The following is an 18,264-nucleotide window of genomic DNA, read 5'->3' on the forward strand; positions in this document are numbered from 1 at the left end:
TCCAACGACCGAGCGAACCCGAGAGCGACCGACGTCATGAGCACGCCCCTCAAAACCCTGATTGCGAAACTGAACCCGACCTGCCGCAAGGCGGCCGAACGCGCGGCCAGCCAATGCCTCGCGCGCGGCCACTACGAGGTCGATCTGGAGCATCTGTTCGTCGCGCTGCTCGACGAGACCTCGGGCGACATGCCGGTGGTGCTGCGCGCGAGCGGCGTCGATCCGCACGCGCTGCGCCGCGACCTCGAGCGCGAGCTCGACACGCTCAAGAGCGGCAACACGCGCACGCCGGTGTTCTCGGTGCATCTGAGCGAGCTGTTCCAGCAGGCCTGGCTGATCGCCTCGCTCGACGCGCAGATCGGCCGGATCCGTTCCGGCCACCTGCTGCTCGCGCTGCTGAGCGCGCCCGATCTCGCGCAATTCGCGCAGCGCATGTCGCCGCAGTTCGCGCAGGTGCGCGTGACCGATCTCAAGCACAAGTTCGACGAGATCACGGCCGGCTCGAACGAGGCCGAGCCGCGCGGCGCCGAGGCCGCGCACGACGACGAGCCCGAGGCCCATGCCGGGGCCGGCGCCGCGGGCGGCCCGTCGAAGACGCCCGCGCTCGACACCTACACCACCAACCTCACGCAGCGCGCGCGCGACGGCAGGATCGACCCGGTGATCGGCCGCGACGCCGAAATCCGCCAGGCGATCGACATCCTGATGCGGCGCCGCCAGAACAACCCGATCATGACCGGCGAGGCCGGCGTCGGGAAGACCGCCGTGGTGGAAGGGCTGGCGCTGCGGATCGCCGCCGGCGACGTGCCGCCGCCGCTCGCGGGCGTGGCGCTGCACGTGCTCGACATGGGGCTGCTGCAGGCCGGCGCGAGCGTGAAGGGCGAGTTCGAGAACCGCCTGAAGAGCGTGATCGACGAGGTCAAGAAGAGCGCGCATCCGATCATCCTGTTCATCGACGAGGCGCACACCATCATCGGCGCGGGCGGCCAGGCCGGCCAGAACGACGCGGCTAACCTGCTCAAGCCGGCGCTCGCGCGCGGCGAGCTGCGCACCATCGCGGCCACCACCTGGAGCGAGTACAAAAAATACTTCGAGAAGGACGCGGCGCTGGCGCGGCGCTTCCAGGTGGTCAAGATCGAGGAGCCGAGCGAGCCGCTCGCGGCCGCGATGCTGCGCGGCATGGCCGGGCTGATGGAGCGCCACTTCAACGTGCGGATCCTCGACGACGCGATCACCGAGGCGGTGCGCCTGTCGCATCGCTACATCAGCGGCCGGCAGCTGCCGGACAAGGCGATCAGCGTGCTCGACACCGCCTGCGCGAAGGTCGCGCTGGCGCAGAGCGCGACGCCGGCGGCGATCGACGACCTGAAGAAGCGCCTCGAACGCACGGCCGCCGAGATCGCCGCGCTCGAACGCGAGGTGGCGGGCGGTGCCGCGCACGACGAGCGGCTCGCCGCGCTCGGCGAGGCGCGCGAGGCCGACCTGGCCGCGCTGGCGGCGGCCGAGGCGCGCTATGCCGAGGAGCAGGCGATCGTGGCCCAGATCGTCGCGCTGCGCGCGCAGATCGACGCCGCGCGCGAGGCCTCGGCCGACGGCGAGCGGATCGACGCCGACGCGGTGCGCGCGCAGCTGGCCGAACGCGTGGCCGCGCTGAAGGCGGTGCAGGGCGTCGAGCCGATGGTGCCGCTGCAGGTGGATGCGCACGTGGTGGCCGAGATCGTCGCCGCGTGGACCGGGATTCCGCTCGGCCGCATGGTCAAGGACGAGATCGAGACCGTGATGAACCTGAAGGCGCTGCTCGGCGCGCGCGTGATCGGCCAGGACCACGCGCTCGACGCGGTGGCGCAGCGCGTGCGCACCGCCACCGCCGGCCTCGAGGATCCGGACAAGCCGCGCGGCGTGTTCCTGTTCATCGGGCCGTCGGGCGTCGGCAAGACCGAGACCGCGCTCGCGCTGGCCGACGTGCTGTACGGCGGCGAGCGCAAGATGGTCACCATCAACATGAGCGAGTACCAGGAGGCGCACAGCGTGTCCGGCCTGAAGGGCTCGCCGCCGGGCTACGTCGGCTACGGCGAGGGCGGCGTGCTGACCGAGGCGGTGCGGCGCAATCCGTATTCGGTGGTGCTGCTCGACGAGGTCGAGAAGGCGCACCCGGACGTGCTCGAAATGTTCTTCCAGGTGTTCGACAAGGGCGCGATGGACGACGCCGAGGGTCGCGAGATCGACTTCCGCAACACGCTGATCATCCTGACCTCGAACGTCGGTTCGACCGCGGTGATGCAGGCGTGCCTGAACAAGCCGGCCGAGGAGCTGCCCGATCCCGACGCGCTTGCCGAGACGCTGCGCCCGGCGCTCTACAAGGCGTTCAAGCCGGCCTTCCTCGGCCGCATGAAGGTGGTGCCGTACTATCCGATCTCGGACGACGTGCTGGCCGAGATCATCGAGCTGAAGCTCGAACGGATCGCGCGGCGCATCGAGGCGAACCACAAGGCCGCCTTCGAATGGGACGAGTCGCTGGTGGACGCCGTGCTGGCGCGCTGCACCGAAGTGGATTCGGGCGCGCGCAACGTCGATCACATCCTGAACGGCACGCTGCTGCCCGAGATCGCCGGCCACGTGCTCGAACGGCTCGCCGAGGGCAGCGCGATCGAGCGCATCGCCGTGCGCGCGAGCGAGGCGGGCGAGTTCGAGTACACCGTCAAGTAAGGCCGCAACCCGCGCGGCGCGCGGCGGGCGGGCACAGCCGGGCCCGCGCCGCGCGCGCCGCTTCACCGATCATCCAGCTGTCACGACGACCATGCCGATTCACGTCAATGCGCTGCTCGCGCCCCTGAACGAAGCGTCGCCCTGCGGCGACGACCTGCTGTTCTCGTCCGAATTCGACGCGATCCAGCACGCGCGCAAGTTCGACGATCCCTCGCTCGACCAGGGCGAGTGGATCACCGAGATCAAGGAAGCCGACTGGGGCTTCGTGGTGGACCAGTCGGTCGCGCTGCTCGGCACGCGCACCAAGGACCTGCGGCTCGCGGTCTGGCTCACCGAGGCGCTCGGCATCCAGGAGGGCGTGGCCGGGCTCACCCAGGGCTACGAGCTGCTGGCCGGGCTCTGCCGCACCTGGTGGGACAGCGTGCATCCGCTGCCGGAAGGCGACGACATCGAATACCGGCTCGGCAACGTCGGCTGGCTGTCGGGCCGCACCGCCGAGCTGCTGCGCATGGTGCCGCTCACCGACGGCTCGGGCAGCGCCTATAGCGCGCTCGACTGGGAGGTGGCGCAGCACGTCGCGCAGGCGGTGCGGCGCGATCCCGACAACGCCGGCGAGATCGCGCGCAACAAGCCCGCCGTCGAGCAGATCGAGGCCTCGAAGCGGATGACCTCGGTGGCGTTCTACGCCGGGTTGCTGGCGAGCCTGAGCGCGTTCCGCGCGGCGCTCGACACGCTCGACGACGAACTCGAACGGCGCGCCGGCAACGCCGCGCCGAGCTTCCGGCAGGCGCGCGACGCCTATGATTCGGTGCGCATGCTGGCCGAGCGCTTCGCCCGGGAGCAGGGCTATTCGCCCGACGCGCAGCCCGTCGCGCCGCCGCCGCCCGTCGCGCAGGGCGGCCCGATCGAACGCAGCGAACCGAGTTTCAAGACCCCGCTCACGCCCGAACCGCACACGCCGATGCCCACCGCCCAGCCCGTCGCCGTCCACGTCCCCGCGCCGATCGTGATCGCCGGGATCCAGAACCGCGCGCAGGCGGTCGAGCAGCTGCGCGCCGTGGCCAAGTACTTCCGCGCCACCGAACCGCACAGCCCGGTCGCGTACCTGGCCGACAAGGCGGCCGAGTGGGCCGACATGCCGCTGCATCTGTGGCTCGAATCGGTGGTGAAGGACGACGGCTCGCTCGCGCACCTGCGCGAGCTGCTCGGGGTGAGGCGCGACGAGAATAGTTGAGGGGGGCGGGCGGCCGCAGTCCGGCTGCGCCCTTGATCCTCGCCGCAAGCGACGACGGCGCCGCGGGTGCGAACCCGGCGGCGCCGTCGTCGTTGACTGTCTGATCGCCCCGCGGGCGTTACTGCCCCGCGCGGAACTCGATGCGCCGGTTGCGCGCGCGCCCGTCGGCGGTGTCGTTCGAGGCGATCGGCTGGTCCGGCCCGACGCCGGTGGTCGACAGCTGCTGCGACGGGATCCCCTTCGCCACCAGGTAGCCCTTCACGGCGTCGGCGCGTGCCTGGCTCAGCGCGATGTTCGAGGCGCGGTTGCCCGAGTTGTCGGTGTGCCCGATGATCGCGACCGAGCGGTTCGCCATCCGGCCCATCGCGTCGGCCATCTGGTCGAGGATCGCGCGGCCCTGCGGCGTCAGCGTCGCGCTGCCGGTCTCGAACTCGATCGTGCGGTTGGCCAGCGTCTGGTCGAGCAGGCCCTGCTCGGAAGCGCTCACGCGCAGCGCGTTGCGGATCGTGTAGGTCGGGTTCAGCTGGTTCGCCATGTCGCTCGCCACCTGCTGGCGCTGCGCCTCGTTGCGGACCTCGCCCTTCACGTCGATCGAGGTGCCGTCGATGCGCAGCTGCCCCTTGCTGATCTGCTTCAACTGCGGGCCGATCAGCTTCTGCACGTTGCTGCTCCAGTTCGGCGGGGTGGCCACGTCGCCCACCTCGATCTGGTCGACCACGCTGCCGGCGCCGTAGGTGTCGCGCAGCTTCTGCAGCACGGCGGCCTTGGTCGCCTCGTCGGGTACCTTGCCGCCCACCACCACCTGGCCCGGCGTGGCGTTGGCCTGCGGCGGCGCCGACACGGTCGCGCCGGTGCCGGCGCCCGTCACCGGGCCGCCGCCCGCGCCGCCCGCGACGTTGGTGCCGGTCAGCACGGTGCCGTTCTGGTTGGTGCCGCCCTCGGCCGGCGGCGGCGCGCTGAGGCCGCCCGATGGCGCCGGCGCCGTCGGCGGGATCACGGTGCTGCGCACGACCACCCCGCTCGGGTCCACGCGCGTCACGGTGGCGGGGCCGGCGTTGTCGGCGAACGTGACGGCGGGCACGGCGAGCAGGGCCAGGCCGCCCACCCGGAACACGGTGCCGGCGGCGAGCGCGGCGAACGTGGTAATCGACGCGGCGAGGCGGCGGCGCGGCGGAAGCACGGAGGTCGTCATGGCGTCAGGCCCCTCCGACGAAGGCTTCGCGGAACGTGTCGATCGCCACGCGCAGCGACAGTTGCGGTTGTTCGAGGTAGCTGATGAGCTTGCTGGTCGCGGGATCGTGTTGCGCATGGGCATCGACCCATTCCGGGTCGTCGATGTCGATGTTGTGTTGCGAATAGGTCTGCGGGTCGACCACGCTGTGCAGCGTGCGCGCCGAGGCGCCGTTGAAGCCGATGATCAGGCGCTCGCGCTCGGCGATGGTGCCGATGAAGATCGCCAGCTCGAAATCGGCCTGCGAGACGAACGGCGCGATCAGCTCCATCCAGAACGCGGCCACCAGGCTGCGATAGAACGGATCGACCGGCAGCGGCAGCGTGAGCCCGCGCTCGATGTGCGACGAGCCGCTCTGCATCACAGGGCGCAGCAGCGAGCCGAGCGCCAGCATCGCGCCGCGCAGCTTCACCGGATGGCCGCTGGCGAGCAGCATCTGCTCGAGCCCGAACAGCGACTGGTGCTCGACGAAATCGTTGAAGGTGCCGTCGTGCGCGCTGCCGGGGCCGCCGGTGTCGATCGGCACCTGCGCGTCGCCGAGCGCCTGCAGCGCGCCGGGCGGCTCATCGCGGCCGAGCAGCGGGCGCATCAGCGCGGCGGCGCGCTGCCAGAGCCGCGCGAACGCGAGCGGGCTGCGCGCGACGAAGGCGAGCGGCCGGTCGACCTCGAGCGCGGTGGCGGCTAGGAACGGGAAGCGCCGGTTCGAGGCGTCGTGGCTCGCCACCATGTGGCCGGCGATCGCGAGCTTGCTGCGCGTGCCGATGAACGCGAAATGCATCGGCCGCGCGCTTTCGTAGACGATCTTCCAGCGCGGGTCGTCGGCCAGTAGCTCCATGGCCTGCGCGATCCAGCTGTCGAGCGTCTGCAGCAGCTGCGGGTTGTGCGCGCTCTTCACGAAATCGCCGCGCGACGGGATCTTGCCGAAGTAGGCGATCTGCGCCTGGACCGTTTGCGTCATTGCGCCCCCTGTGCGTTCGATGCGTTGGCGGCCGTGCTCGTGGCGGCCGCGGCCGGTGTCACGCCGGACGTGCCGGCCGGTGCCTGCGCCGTCGCGTTGACGGCGCCGCTCGCGCTGGTGTTCGCCACCGACGAGGGCAGGTGCATGCCGCGCAGGCTCTGCTGCTGCGGGGCGTCGCCGCCGCCGCCGCTGCCGCCGCCCGAGGGCTGCGAGGTGCTGATGATGCGCATCGTCACCGCCACGTTCACGCTGCCCTGCGTCCAGGTCAGGTCGAAGGTGCCGTCCGGGCGGCGCGTGCGCTGCGCCGAGTTGATCAGCTTCTCCAGCCCGTAGCGGCCCGGCTCGTTGACGAGCTGCAGCGTGCGGCCGTCGAAGGTGGTCGCGGTCAGCGTGGCGCCCGGCGAGCCCGACGGGTTCGGCCAGACGAAGTTGGTCCACTGCGGCGGCGTGTTGCGGTAGCGCAGCTGCTGGCCGTCGATCGCGATGGTGTACTCGGTCGTGCCGCTGCTCGGCTGCGGCAGGATCTGGAACACCGTCTGCGGCTCGGACGAGGCGCTGCTGGCGGCGGCCCCGCCCGCCAGCGGCGCGACCCAGTTCGCGAAGCCGCCGGTGAACTCCGGCGTCAGCGCGAGGCCCATGTCGCCCCAGGTGCGCGCGGTCAGCGTGTCGCCGCGGCGCACCGCGAGCGGGCCGAGCGTGGTGCCGACGAACTTCGCGATCGAGCCGTCCGGGCCGAACACCTGGGCGATCTCGGCGGCGGCGGCCTCGACCTTGGCGCCCGGCGAGAACGGATACTTGCTCGCCAGCGACGCCTGGAACGGCTGGTAGACCTGCGCGTTCCACACCTTGTTGACTTCCACCGAGGCTGGCTGGATCACCACCGCGAACGCCTGCATCAGCGGGCGCACCAGCAGCGGGCGCAGCGAGCGGCGCTGCGAGTCGGTCAGGCCGGTCAGCATCTGCTCGTCCACGTACTTCAGCGAATCGGCCAGCTCGGAGCCGCTGCCGTCAAGCGTCTGCTGCATCAGCTGGCGCGCGCCGGGGCCGGGGTCGCCCTGGTTCTTGATCACGTTGAAGCGCGTGCGCACCTTCGAGAGCGAGTCCATGTAGCCCTTCAGCATCGACTGGCCGCCGTCGTGGGTCTGCACGATCCGGCCGAGCCCGACGAACTCCTGGCCGATCGGCCCCATCGGCACGTCCACCGGATTGCCGTTGATGTCGATGTTGGCCGCGAGCTGGCCGCCGCGCTGGCGCGAGAACCACTGCTTGACCCAGCCCACCACGCCGGTCTGCGCCTTCTTCAGCGTCACGCTGGCGAGCGAGGGGTTGTCCCACGAGGTCTGCTCGTAGGCGGTCTCGAGGATCTTGCGGATCGGCGAATCCTGCGGGTCGCCGAGCTTGTTCATCGAATCGACGGCCTGCCCGAAGCTGCCGAAGTTCTGCACCGCGATGCCCTGCATGAACTTCTGCCAGTGCTGCGCGTACTCGGTCTTGTACATGCCCACCAGCACCTTCTGGATCTGCTCGGGGCTGCCTTCCAGCGTCAGGTCGTCCTGCGAGGCGGTGTTGAGCACCCAGTCCTTGGCCTGCAGCTCCTTGGTGGCCGCGTCCCGGATCGCCGGCTGCACGTAGTCGAACCAGGCGTCGCGCGTGAAGGTGCCGGGGATCGCGTAGCTGCCGGCCACCAGCGAGGCGTTGTCGTCGCCGACGATGCGCGCGACGGTCATCGGCGCGTAGCGCGTCGAGGCGCGCGCCTTGATCTCCTCGTAGACGCGCTGGCGGGCCGGCATGCCGCGCACCACGTGGCGCAGGTTCTCGCGGGTCTGGTCGACCAGCGCGAGGTTCGCGTCGATCATCGGCCAGTCGTTGTCCTGCACGCGCGAGAGGTAGAACGTGATCATCCGCTCGGCGCTGCGGATCATCTCGTCCCGGGGCATGTTGCCGCGATTGGTTTCCAGCCAGCCGCGCCAGAAGCGGGCGATCTGGTCGGTCAGGTGGGCCTGCTCGACGTGCCGCTTGTCGGACAGCATCAGGTAGGTCTTCAGCGCGTTGTAGGCGTCCTCGACGTTGGTCGGCGAGGCGTCGTTGTAGAGCCCGCCCTGCGCGCGGCTGGCCAGCGCGGTCTTGTCCGAGACCGGCACCGCGCCCGATTCGGGCGTGCGCGTCATCGGCGCGAGCTGGTCCGGATGCGCGTCGACGTCCTTCAGGAACGAGGCGAGGTTGTCGGCCACCGGCGCGAGCATGATCTGGCGCACGCCGTTGTAGTACTCGGTCAGCAGGTGTTCCTCGAGCCGGTCGCCCTGGTAGAGCCCGAGCGAGACCGCGATCGGCTTGTCGTGGCGGAACTGCTCGAGCTGCTCGATGCGGTCCTCGAGGATGTCCATCGCCTGCAGGCGCGACTGCAGGTCGTTGCGGTTCTGTTCGAGCCTGGCGATGTTGTCGAGGTCGGCCTGCACGTTGGCCACCAGCTGCTGGTTGCCGATCGTGGACCAGGTCCAGCCGCCCAGCGCGAGCGCGAGCGCCGCGACGAACGCGAAGAACGTCGCGTAGCGCATCCGCGTCTTGGCCGGGCTCGCGAACTGGCGCACCGTCTTGCGATCCTCGAAGATCACCTTCGAGAACAGGTCGCGCAGGAAGAAGCCGTTCTTCGAGAACGCGCTGTGCGGCTTGGGCAGCGCGCTGCCGTCGAGCGCGAAGCGCGTGGCGATGCGCTGCGCGGCGGCGCTGTTGGTCTCGCCTTCCTGCAGCGCGCTGGTGAAGTAGAAGCCGCGGAAGATCGGCTTGTACTGGAACGGGTTGTTCTCGAACAGCGTGGCGAGGAACGCGCGCAGGGTCGGCTTGATCGAGGCGAATTCGAGCGGGAAGCTCAGCTGGCCCGGCGAGAGGATGTTGCCGCGGCTGATCGACAGCTGCGCGACGCTGATCTCCTTGAGGCCGTCGTAGAGTTCCTCGAAGCGCTCGTCGAACAGGGCCACCACGTCGCGCTTCTCGTCGGGCTCGTAGGGCAGCGTCGCGCCCCACACGCGGTCGTATTCGGCGCGGTCGCTGCTGCTGAAGAACTCGGTGAAGCCGGTGATCAGGTCGGCCTTGGTGAACATCACGTAGACCGGCGCGAACACTTCCAGCTTCTCGGTCAGCTCCTGCACGCGCTGGCGCAGGTTCTTCGCGAGGTTGATCGCGAACTCGGGGCGGCTGCCGGTCAGCTCGGCGATGCTGGCCGTGACGATGATGCCGTTGATCGGCGCCTTCGGGCGGTGCTTCTTGAGCAGGCCGAGGAAGCCGAGCCATTCGCTGCGGTCTTCCTCATGCACCGAGTAGCGGCCCGCGGTGTCGAGCAGGATGCCTTCGGTGGTGAAGAACCAGTCGCAGTTGCGGGTGCCGCCGATGCCGTGGATCACGGCGCTGTTCTTGTCGGCGAACGGGAACTGCAGGCCCGAGTTGATCACGGCGCTGCTCTTGCCGGCCGCCGGGTTGCCGATCACGATGTACCACGGCAGCTCGTAGAGCGCCGAGCCGCCCGAGACCTGGCCGATCTTCGAGCTCTTGATGGTCTTGACCGTATCGACGAGGCGCGTGCGCAGCGTGTCGAGTTCGGCCTGCTTGGCCGGCTCGACCGGCGCGGCCGTGGCCGCCTGGTTGTCGACTTCCGCCTGTTCCTCGAGCATGTCGCCGAGCTTGCGGTTCGCGCGCCGCACCCGCAGCCGCCGGATCAGCTTCACGAGCAGCCACAGCACGACGAGCGCGGCGAGGATCGCGATCGGCCACACGAAGCTGATCTGCAGGGCGTCCGCCGCGATGAACAGGATCGCGGCGAGCGCGATGAACCCGAGGATCGAGAGCGTGCGCGGGTGAGTCAACACGTTGAGGATGCGTTGCATAGGACGGTCAGGTTCCGGTGCGAATCAAGGAGGCGAAGCGATGGCGCAGGCGCGCCGACAGCATGACGGCGGCTGATGACGTCACGCTGCGTATCCGGTGGAATCGTGGGGGCGCGGCGCGCGGGCGGCGCGGGCCGGTTGCGGCGGTCGAGGCGAGCGGGCACGGGCGGCGGCCGCGCGTGCGGCGCGGCGCCCCCCGGCGTGTGGCTGGCCGGCGTGGCGGCCGGCGCTGTGGTTCATCTTCCCCATACCGCCCTCAGGTTTTGCGACGCCGTCACTGCGGCGGCGGGTGCCCCAGCTTGAAACCGGGTTTATGGAATTCGACGTGTCCGAGGTCCATCATCTTCCATCGGCCACCCCAGGTCAGGCCCACCTGTTCGGCGACCTGACCGTACAGCTGATAACCGCGCATGGCCCACGGGTCCTTCTCGGAGATCACCAGCTTGCCGTCGCGCAGGAACGCGTTGTCGGCCGCGAGTCCGAACTGGTGATAGCTCTGGTACGCAGCCGCGTTCGTCACGTTCGTGCCCATCTGGGCAAGCCGGTTCTGCCGTTCGGGACTGCGATAGCCTTCGAGCAGCGCCATTTCGTATCCGTACTGCTCGTGCATGATCTTGTAGACGAGCAGCAAGCGCGTGCGGAAATCCGGATCGAGCAAGTTCCAGTCGCGACTCGCATCCTTCAGCGCGGGCCGGATCTGCTCGACTTCGCGGGTGGCGAAGACTTCGGGCGGCAGCGGCAGCGGCGGGACGAGTTGTTCGCCTTGCAGCAGCGCGGCGATCTTTTCGTCGGGAACGCGTATGGTGTCGTCGTATTGGAATAATTGCCGACCGCGTAACGCAATCGCGATCAACGGAGGCGTCGCAAGAATACCTGTCGCGCCAATAATCAGCAAGCGCCGCCGAGCCAGTAAATTTTGCAGATCATTTAAAGAGTTCTGCGAAAATTTTGCCGATTTAAGAATATGGCCGCGAGTGCGCTGCGCGCGGTCGGAAACGCGCCGGCTTAATCTCCCGTGAAACTGCGCGACTGAGCCGAACAGGCCGGCCCGCACGCCCGGCAATAACAACAAGGCAGCGGCCAGCACGGCGATGGCGAAATACGCGATCAGGACGACGGCAATCACTGAAATCCCCGAAATTTACAATCGATTGTCTTTTAGAAGCCTTGCTCTTAGAATCAGGCCTGCTTCGAGTCGGCCGGGCGATATTATTGCGGCGAATTAAACCAGGATTCAACGAGACATTGAATGAGTGCGCCGGAAGATTCAAATCGGAAAGCTCCACCCAGTCTGCTTTCTGACCCGGGCCAGAAGGGCGGGCAGAACGCTTCGCGTATTCTCGCCAATCTCGAAGGGCGCGTGTCGCCGCAACAGAGTGCCGAAAGCGCCGCGCCTGCACGCTCCCGCAAGGGACCGCTCGCGCTGATCGTGCTCGCGATCGTGGCGGTGGCCGGTTGGGGCGCGTGGCGCATTCAGGCGCATCAGGGCGCGGCGCCGACCGTCACCGCGGCGGCGTCGGCCTCCGCCGTGTCGGGGGCCTCGGCCGCGTCCGCGCCGGCCGCCGTTGCGGCAGCTTCCGATGCCGCTTCAGGGGCGGCGTCGGCCAGCGACGCGCAACTCGCGCAGGCCGCCTCGACGCCGCAGACGGCGACCATCGTCAATGACGAACCCTCCAGGGCCGATGCCGATGCAGGCGCCTCGGGCGCGGGCGGCACGCCCGCCAACCGGCTGTCGCAGGCGCTCGCCAACGGCGCGACCGATTCGAACACCGCCGGCGGCGCGGCCCTCGCGGGCGCCGGCGCGGCCGCGACCGTCGCGGCGGCCACCGTCGCCGGCAAGGCCGACGCGTCGAAGCACGACGCCGTAAGCGACAAGCCGAAGACCAAGGCCGAGAAGCTGGCCGAAGCCAGGCGCGAGAAACAGGACAAGCAGCAGGAGCGGCAGGAGCTTGCCGCGAAGAAGCGTCACGACCGCCAGCTCGAGGCGGCCGCGAAGCGCCATCCGGCCACCGCGAATTCACACCGCGACGATCCCGACGCCGACCTGCTCGCGGCGCTGGTGGCGCGCACCAAGCCGGCCGATCCCGGCCCGCCGCCGTCGGCCAGGCCGAAGAAGGGCGCCGTCACGAAGGTCGCCGCGAACGAGACCACGCTCGCCGCGCGGGTGAAGGAATGTGGCCAGCGCGGCTTCTTCGAGGACCAGCTGTGCCGCTGGCGCGTGTGCGACGGCCACTGGGGCAAGGACCCGGCCTGCCCGAGTTCGGCGAACCAGAACCGCCAGCCCTGATCGACCCCGCCCCTGGCGGTCGGCAATGCGCCGGCCGCGCCGGCGGGTTCATGGCGAGGCGCGCCGTTTTCCGCTGCGGCGGTCGCCGGTTCCACCTTCGTTTTCCCGCCGCCGTTTTCCCGCCACGTCGTCTGCTTCCCGCCGTCCGCATGAGGCGCGCGGCCGCTCGCGCGCGCCGCGCGGCGGATTCATTCGCGGTTGTCCGCATCTTTCGCTATGCTTCGAAGCCGGTGCCGCCCGGCGCGCGCTCACGCTTACGGCGGGCTTTCGCGGGCACGGCCGGTGAGGCCGGAGTCCGGCGCGGGCCGCCCGCGCCGACGGCCCGCTCGTCGTCCCCGCGCGACGCGACGATGACGATGGCGTGACGCGCCATCACGGTGACATGTGGATCGGCGACATATCAGGGATGCGCCGCGAGCGGCATGGCAAGGCAGGACGAGCAGGGCAAGGATTCGCAGGACAGTCGATGAAACCAGAGATGATCATTCCCACCTACGGCGCCGACACGTCCGGCATGGTCTGCGCGTTCCGCTTCGCGCCGGACGCGGCCGGCGTGCCGGTCGATGCGGCCGAGACCGGCGCGCTGCTGCAGCCGGAGGTGGCCGGCAGCAACGCGCCGCGCGAATTCCAGTGGCTGCACTTCAATCTCGCGCACGGCGCGAGCGAGCGCTGGATGCGCGCCAACCTCGGCCTGCCCGAGACGTTCTACGAATTCCTGCGCGAGGGTTCGCACTCGACGCGCATCGAGCAGCAGGACGGCGTGCTGCGCGCCGTCGTCAACGACGTGATGTTCAGCCTCGACATGGAGGCCGCCGAGGTCTCGACGCTGTGGGTCTACATCGACCGCCGCATGATGGTGACCGCGCGCCTGAAGCCGCTGCGCTCGGTCGACACGCTGCGCGAGAGCGTGCGGCAGGGCGAGCGGTTCCGTTCGCCCACCGAGCTGCTGATCCATCTGCTGCGCGACCAGGCCGACGTGATGCAGCACATCGTGCGGCGCGCGAGCGTGGACGTCGATCGCATCGAGGATCGCTTCCTGTCGCAGCGCCCCACCGCGAACCGCGACCAGCTCGGCTCGATGCGCCGGACCATGACGCGCCTGCAGCGCATGCTCGCGCCCGAGCCGGGCTCGATCTTCCGGCTGCTCGCCAAGCCGCCCGCGTGGCTGCTCGGCGCCGACGTGCAGGAGCTGCGCGAATCGACCGAAGAGTTCTCGCTGGTGCTGGCCGATCTGGCCGGGCTCGTCGAGCGGATCAAGCTGCTGCAGGAAGAGATCACCTCGCGCCTCGACGAACAGAACAACCGCACGCTGTTCACGCTGACGCTGGTGACCGTGATCGCGCTGCCGATCAACATCATCGCCGGCTTCTTCGGCATGAACGTGGGCGGCGTGCCGCTCGCCGAGAACAAGCACGGCTTCTGGCTGATGGTGCTGTTCGTCGCGCTGTTCACGGCGCTCGCCGCGTGGTGGGCGTTCCGGCGGCGCGGCGACCGTTAGCGCGATACGGCGGGCGAGCGGCGATGGCGATCGGCAAGGGTTAGCGACGCGCGTTGCCGCGCGTGCGTGGTGCCTGATACGCTTCATGCGCCGCGCATGATCAACGCAGCCAGCGGATCGCCGCCTCGCCGATCACCATGCCGAGCAGTCCCACCAGCGCGACGAGCGGCGGCGCCGGCGAGCGCACGTTCAGGATGCCGTACAACAGCCCCACGCCGGCACCGACGCCGAGCGACACCGCATAGTCGATCATTTTCGTGCTCCCCGCGTTTCGCGCCGGGCCGCTCACGGCCGGATCAGCACGCGTTCGCGCGTGCCGCCGAGCACCGCGCGATAGGCGTCGTGCGCATTCGCGAGCGGGTAGACGTGGTCGGCCGTGATCGGGAACGGCCGCAGCGTGCCGGCCTCGAACGCGGGCGCGAGTTCGTCGAGGATGCGCGCGCAGGCGGCGCCGTCGAGCGCGAGTGAATCGACGCCCACGTAGGTGTGCTGGCCGCGATAGAACGCGAAGATGTCGAACGGCACGCTGCGCTCGAGCGTCGAGATGAAGATCTGGCGCGCGCCAATCGCCATCGCCGCGTTCGCCGCCGCGAAGTACGGGCTGCCCACCGTGTTGTAGACCACGTCGGCGCCATGGCCGCCGGTCAGCGCGCGCACCGCCTCGGCGACGTCGCCGGCCGACGCGTCGATCATCGACACCGCGCCGCTCGCATGGCCGCGATAGCCGCCCGCGCCGCGCTCGACGCCGATCACGCGTGCCCCGCGTGCGCTGGCCAGCTGGATCGCGGCCTGCCCGACCTTGCCGTTCGCGCCGAACACCAGCACCACGTCGTCCGCTTGCGGCATGCCCGCGCGACGCAGCCCTTCGTAGGCCGTGATGAACGGCACGCCCACGCCGGCCGCTTCGTCGAGCGTCAGCGCGGCCGGCTTGCGGCGCACCTGCGCGACGTCGAGCAGCACCTGCTGCGCATGCGAGCCGTCGCGGCGGATGCCAAGCTCGCCGCCCGAGCCCCACACCTGCGCGCCGATCCACTCGGGCGGCCCGAGCCGCACCACGCCGGCCCAGTCGCGGCCCGGCGTGCGCGGCCAGACGGCGTGCGGCATGTTGCCGAGCGCGGCCTTCACGTCGCTCGGGTTGACGCCGGCGGCGTGGACGTCGATCAGCAGCTGGCCGTCGTGCGTGACGGGCGACGGGTCATCTTGGATCGGCGCGACGAGCGAGTCGATGTCGCGGGCGGCGGTGGCGAGGACGATGCGTTGCATGGCGGGGCTCCTGGGTTCGATGAGGGAATGGAGGCAGTCTAGGCAGGCGCTGTTGACGCGGAAATATGCAAAGGCGCATCATCGCTTTGCGAAAAATGCATAAGCGTGTCCTGCAGCCCGCCGTGTGTCGTTCGTTTCCCTTCCGTTTGCGCCGCTCACCCGCCCCATGGAATCCGTTCTCTCTCCGCATCTGGCCGTGTTCGTCGACGTCGTCGAACTGCAGAGTTTCTCGGCCGCCGCGCGGCGCCACGACGTGGCCGCTTCGTCGGTCTCGCGGCGCATCGATCAGCTGGAAGCGCAGCTCGGCGTGCGCGTGCTGCACCGGACCACCCACGCGGTGCGGCCGACCGAGGCCGGGCAGCTGCTGTACGACCGCGCCAAGGCGCTGCTGGCCGGCATCCGCGGGCTGCATGCCGAGCTGCACCGGCAGCGCGACGAGCCGGGCGGGCTGGTGCGGATCGATTGTCCGGCGCCGTTCGGGCGGCTGCACCTGATGCCGGCCGTGGCCGCGTTCATGCGGCGCCACGCGGCGATCGTGGTCGAGCTGGTGCTGACCGACAGCATGGTGGACCTGCCCGGCGAGCGGCTCGGCACCGACGTCGATCTGGCGCTGCGGATCGGCCCGGTGGCGGCCACGCGTTTCGTCGCGACGCTGCTCGCGCCGCAGCGGCGCGTGCTGTGCGCGAGCCCGGCCTATCTGGCCGCGCGCGGCACGCCGGCGTCGCTCGACGCGCTCGCGCGCCACGACTGCCTCGCCTGGCACGGCTCGCCGCCGCCCGGTGCGTGGCGCTTCGGCAAGCATCGCCATGCGCCCGACGCGCCGCGCTTTCGCAGCAACCATTCGGAGGCGCTGCTGGCGGCCGCCGTCGAGGGGCTCGGCATCGCCCATCTGCCGACCTGGCTGGCCGGCGCGGCGCTCGCCGACGGTTCGCTGGTCGCCCTCGGCATCGCCGGCGCGGCGCCCGTGCTGGAGGACGCGACGATCCACCTGCTGCGCCAGCAGGCGGGCGGCGCCGCGCGCACGCTCGCGCTCGTCGAGTTCCTGCGCGAGTGGTTCGCGCAGCCGCCTTGGGAGCGGGAGGCGGGGTGAGCGGCGCCCGGCGGCGCATCGTCCAGGAACTACGCGACGGCCGCGCGGTCCAGTCCGCATGCGCGACCGCGATTCGCGGCCGCGCATGTCTCGCGTTGTCGCCCCCTGATCCCCGCCCCGGAGGAATGCCGATGCAGCGCCGCGCCGCCGTCCGTTTGCTCGTATTCGGCAGCCTGCCGTTCCTGACCGGTGGCTGCGCCGTGCTTGGCCGCGATCCGGTGCGGGTCGGCGTGGTGGGGCTGACGCCGCTCGCGGGGCAGGGTCTGGAGATGCGCTTCGAGCTGAAGCTGCGCGTGCAGAATCCGAACGGCACGCCGATCGACTACGACGGCCTCGCGCTCGATCTCGAACTGAACGGTCGCGCGTTCGCGAGCGGCGTCAGCGATGCGCGCGGGGTCGTGCCGCGTTTCGGCGAGGTGGTGATCGGCGTGCCGATCACGGTGACGGCGTTCGCGGCCGCGCGGCAGGCGTTCGGTTTCGCCGACGCGGCGGCGGCGGGGCGCATTCCGTACCGCCTGAGCGGCAAGCTGCAGGCCGGCGTGTTCGGCGGCGTGCGTTTTACCGATGCCGGCTCGCTGAGCCTGCCGGCCGCGTCCGGCGGCGCCTACTGAGCACGTCGCTCGGCGCGTATCGAAGCAGGCGGCGCGACCGCGTGACCGTTCCCATCCCGACAGGCCCGCGCCGCTGTGCTAAAACCCATCGAGCGAGGCCGCGCGCGCCGTCGCGCGAGATTGCCGCTTGGGTCCACCCGCGTCGCGGGGGATAATCGCGGCCTGCCGCCGTCAGGGCGGCGTTTCCGTTTCCGATGTCTGCCGTCCTTTCCGAGTTGCCGTGACCGATTATCCGACCCTTCAATTCCACGACGCGAACGGCGTCGAACGTGTGCTGCGCTGGCGCTCCGAGGCCGGCTCGCCGCCGCCGAAGCGCGTCGTGATCGCCGACGACACGACCACGGCCGACGCCGCGTACCGGCTCGCCTGCGAAGGCACGGCGCTGATCTGGCAGGGCGACTTCCAGAACGCGCGCCAGCTGCTGCAGGCGCTCGCGCGGCGCATCGACCGGCGCGCGAAGAAGAAGGACGCGGCTAGCCCGACGGACGCGTTCAACCTGCACCGGCTCGCCCAGTCGCAGCGCGCGCGCACGCTCGGCATGCTGCTGATCCCGCTCGAAGCCGATCATTCGATCGCGCTGCGCCGCGCGCCCGACCTGCGCGAGGCCTGCATCGAAGCCTACGGCGCGGGCGGCGCGCCGTCGGTCGCCTCGCTGCGCGAGTTGCTCGGCCTGATCGGCGCCCACGAATGGCGCAAGAAGGGCGTGGAGATTCCCGCGCTCGGCGCGCGCATCCACCCGCACTACGGCGTGTTCTCGCCGGTGCGCGGCGAATACATCGAGCTGGTCGCGCGCGCGCCGCTGCCGGCCGCGACGCTCGCGTTCGACATCGGGACCGGCACCGGCGTGCTCGCGGCGGTGCTGGCCGGGCGCGGCGTCGAGCGCGTGGTGGCCACCGACCAGGACCCGCGCGCGCTGGCCTGCGCGGCCGAGAATCTCGAACGGCTCGGCTACGGCGCACGCGTCGAGCTGCAGCGCGCCGACCTGTTCCCGGCCGGCCGCGCGCCGCTGGTGGTCTGCAATCCGCCCTGGGTGCCGGCGCGGCCGGGTTCGCCGATCGAATACGCGGTCTACGATCCGGACAGCCGGATGTTGAAGGGCTTCCTCGCCGGGCTCGCCGCGCATCTGACGCCGGGCGGCGAGGGCTGGCTCGTGCTGTCCGATTTCGCCGAACACCTGGGGCTGCGCACGCGCGAGACGCTGCTCGGCTGGATCGAGGCGGCCGGCCTCGTGGTGCTGGGCCGCGACGACGTCCGGCCGGTCCATCCGAAGTCCGCCGACGCCGACGATCCGCTGCACCGCGCCCGTTCGGCCGAACTCACCTCGCTGTGGCGGCTCGGCGCGCGCGAAATAGCGGCTTGAGCAAGCGTCTGAAGCGCGGCGTTCGCGGCGGTATTGAAGCCGCGCCGCCGTTCGCCGACGCCGCATCTGGGCCGCCCGCCCCCGGGCCGTTCCGGCCGGATTCGCACCGCGCCCGGGCCACCGCCGCGATTTTCGGTAAACTCTCGTC

The 18,264-nt window shown here is 70.5% G+C and carries 13 protein-coding genes; 7 read left to right on the forward strand and 6 right to left on the reverse strand.

From position 1 onward, the window contains the following. The first annotated feature begins 36 nt into the window (after positions 1-36). A complete protein-coding gene (tssH, locus tag BpN12_RS16445) occupies positions 37-2,706 on the forward strand; it encodes a type VI secretion system ATPase TssH (RefSeq protein WP_246796571.1) in 2,670 nt (889 codons plus the stop codon). Between the two features lie 91 nt (positions 2,707-2,797). Then, positions 2,798-3,940, forward strand: coding sequence for a type VI secretion system protein TssA (tssA, locus tag BpN12_RS16450; RefSeq protein WP_246796572.1), 1,143 nt, complete (start codon positions 2,798-2,800; stop codon positions 3,938-3,940). A gap of 118 nt (positions 3,941-4,058) precedes the next feature. On the opposite strand, the gene BpN12_RS16455 is transcribed toward tssA, so the two are convergent. The 4 genes from BpN12_RS16455 to BpN12_RS16470 form a co-directional block, all read right to left on the reverse strand. Next, positions 4,059-5,132, reverse strand: coding sequence for an OmpA family protein (locus tag BpN12_RS16455; protein ID WP_246796573.1), 1,074 nt, complete (start codon positions 5,130-5,132; stop codon positions 4,059-4,061). Between the two features lie 4 nt (positions 5,133-5,136). Beyond that, complete coding sequence (gene tagF / locus BpN12_RS16460; RefSeq protein WP_246796574.1) at positions 5,137-6,129, reverse strand: type VI secretion system-associated protein TagF; 993 nt, start codon at positions 6,127-6,129, stop codon at positions 5,137-5,139. Continuing rightward, a complete protein-coding gene (gene tssM / locus BpN12_RS16465; protein WP_246796575.1) occupies positions 6,126-10,007 on the reverse strand; it encodes a type VI secretion system membrane subunit TssM in 3,882 nt (1,293 codons plus the stop codon). The genes tagF and tssM overlap by 4 nt, the downstream gene beginning before the upstream one ends. Before the next feature lie 274 nt (positions 10,008-10,281). Further along, a complete protein-coding gene (locus BpN12_RS16470) occupies positions 10,282-11,133 on the reverse strand; it encodes a M15 family metallopeptidase (protein WP_246796576.1) in 852 nt (283 codons plus the stop codon). 123 nt (positions 11,134-11,256) lie between these two features. Between BpN12_RS16470 and BpN12_RS16475 the strand changes: the two genes are divergently transcribed. Then, positions 11,257-12,294 carry a phage tail protein gene (locus tag BpN12_RS16475; protein ID WP_246796577.1) on the forward strand — a complete coding sequence of 346 codons (1,038 nt, stop codon included), beginning with the start codon at positions 11,257-11,259 and terminating at the stop codon, positions 12,292-12,294. A 466-nt stretch (positions 12,295-12,760) separates the two neighbouring features. Next, positions 12,761-13,792 (forward strand): transporter, encoded by a 1,032-nt coding sequence (locus BpN12_RS16480; RefSeq protein ID WP_246796578.1) that lies wholly within the window; start codon positions 12,761-12,763, stop codon positions 13,790-13,792. 100 nt (positions 13,793-13,892) lie between these two features. Here the strand turns inward: BpN12_RS16480 and BpN12_RS16485 are convergent, their stop codons facing one another. Together BpN12_RS16485 and BpN12_RS16490 are read right to left on the reverse strand one after the other, a co-directional pair. After that, positions 13,893-14,045, reverse strand: coding sequence for a DUF1427 family protein (locus tag BpN12_RS16485; protein WP_246796579.1), 153 nt, complete (start codon positions 14,043-14,045; stop codon positions 13,893-13,895). Between the two features lie 32 nt (positions 14,046-14,077). After that, a complete protein-coding gene (locus BpN12_RS16490) occupies positions 14,078-15,055 on the reverse strand; it encodes a quinone oxidoreductase family protein (protein ID WP_246796580.1) in 978 nt (325 codons plus the stop codon). A 166-nt stretch (positions 15,056-15,221) separates the two neighbouring features. On the opposite strand from BpN12_RS16490, the gene BpN12_RS16495 reads away from it, so the two are divergent. The 3 genes from BpN12_RS16495 (at position 15,222) to BpN12_RS16505 (ending at position 18,116) form a co-directional block, all read left to right on the forward strand. Then, a complete protein-coding gene (locus BpN12_RS16495; RefSeq protein WP_246796581.1) occupies positions 15,222-16,145 on the forward strand; it encodes a LysR family transcriptional regulator in 924 nt (307 codons plus the stop codon). Positions 16,146-16,276: 131 nt separating this feature from the next. Beyond that, the gene (locus BpN12_RS16500) at positions 16,277-16,756 is read left to right on the forward strand and encodes an LEA/WHy family protein (protein WP_246796582.1); all 480 of its coding nucleotides are present in this window, start codon (positions 16,277-16,279) and stop codon (positions 16,754-16,756) included. 220 nt (positions 16,757-16,976) lie between these two features. Next, positions 16,977-18,116 carry a methyltransferase gene (locus BpN12_RS16505; RefSeq protein WP_246796583.1) on the forward strand — a complete coding sequence of 380 codons (1,140 nt, stop codon included), beginning with the start codon at positions 16,977-16,979 and terminating at the stop codon, positions 18,114-18,116. Positions 18,117-18,264: the final 148 nt, after the last annotated feature.

Origin of the sequence: Burkholderia perseverans, from assembly GCF_022870505.1 — a bacterium.
GTDB classification, from domain to species: domain Bacteria; phylum Pseudomonadota; class Gammaproteobacteria; order Burkholderiales; family Burkholderiaceae; genus Burkholderia; species Burkholderia plantarii.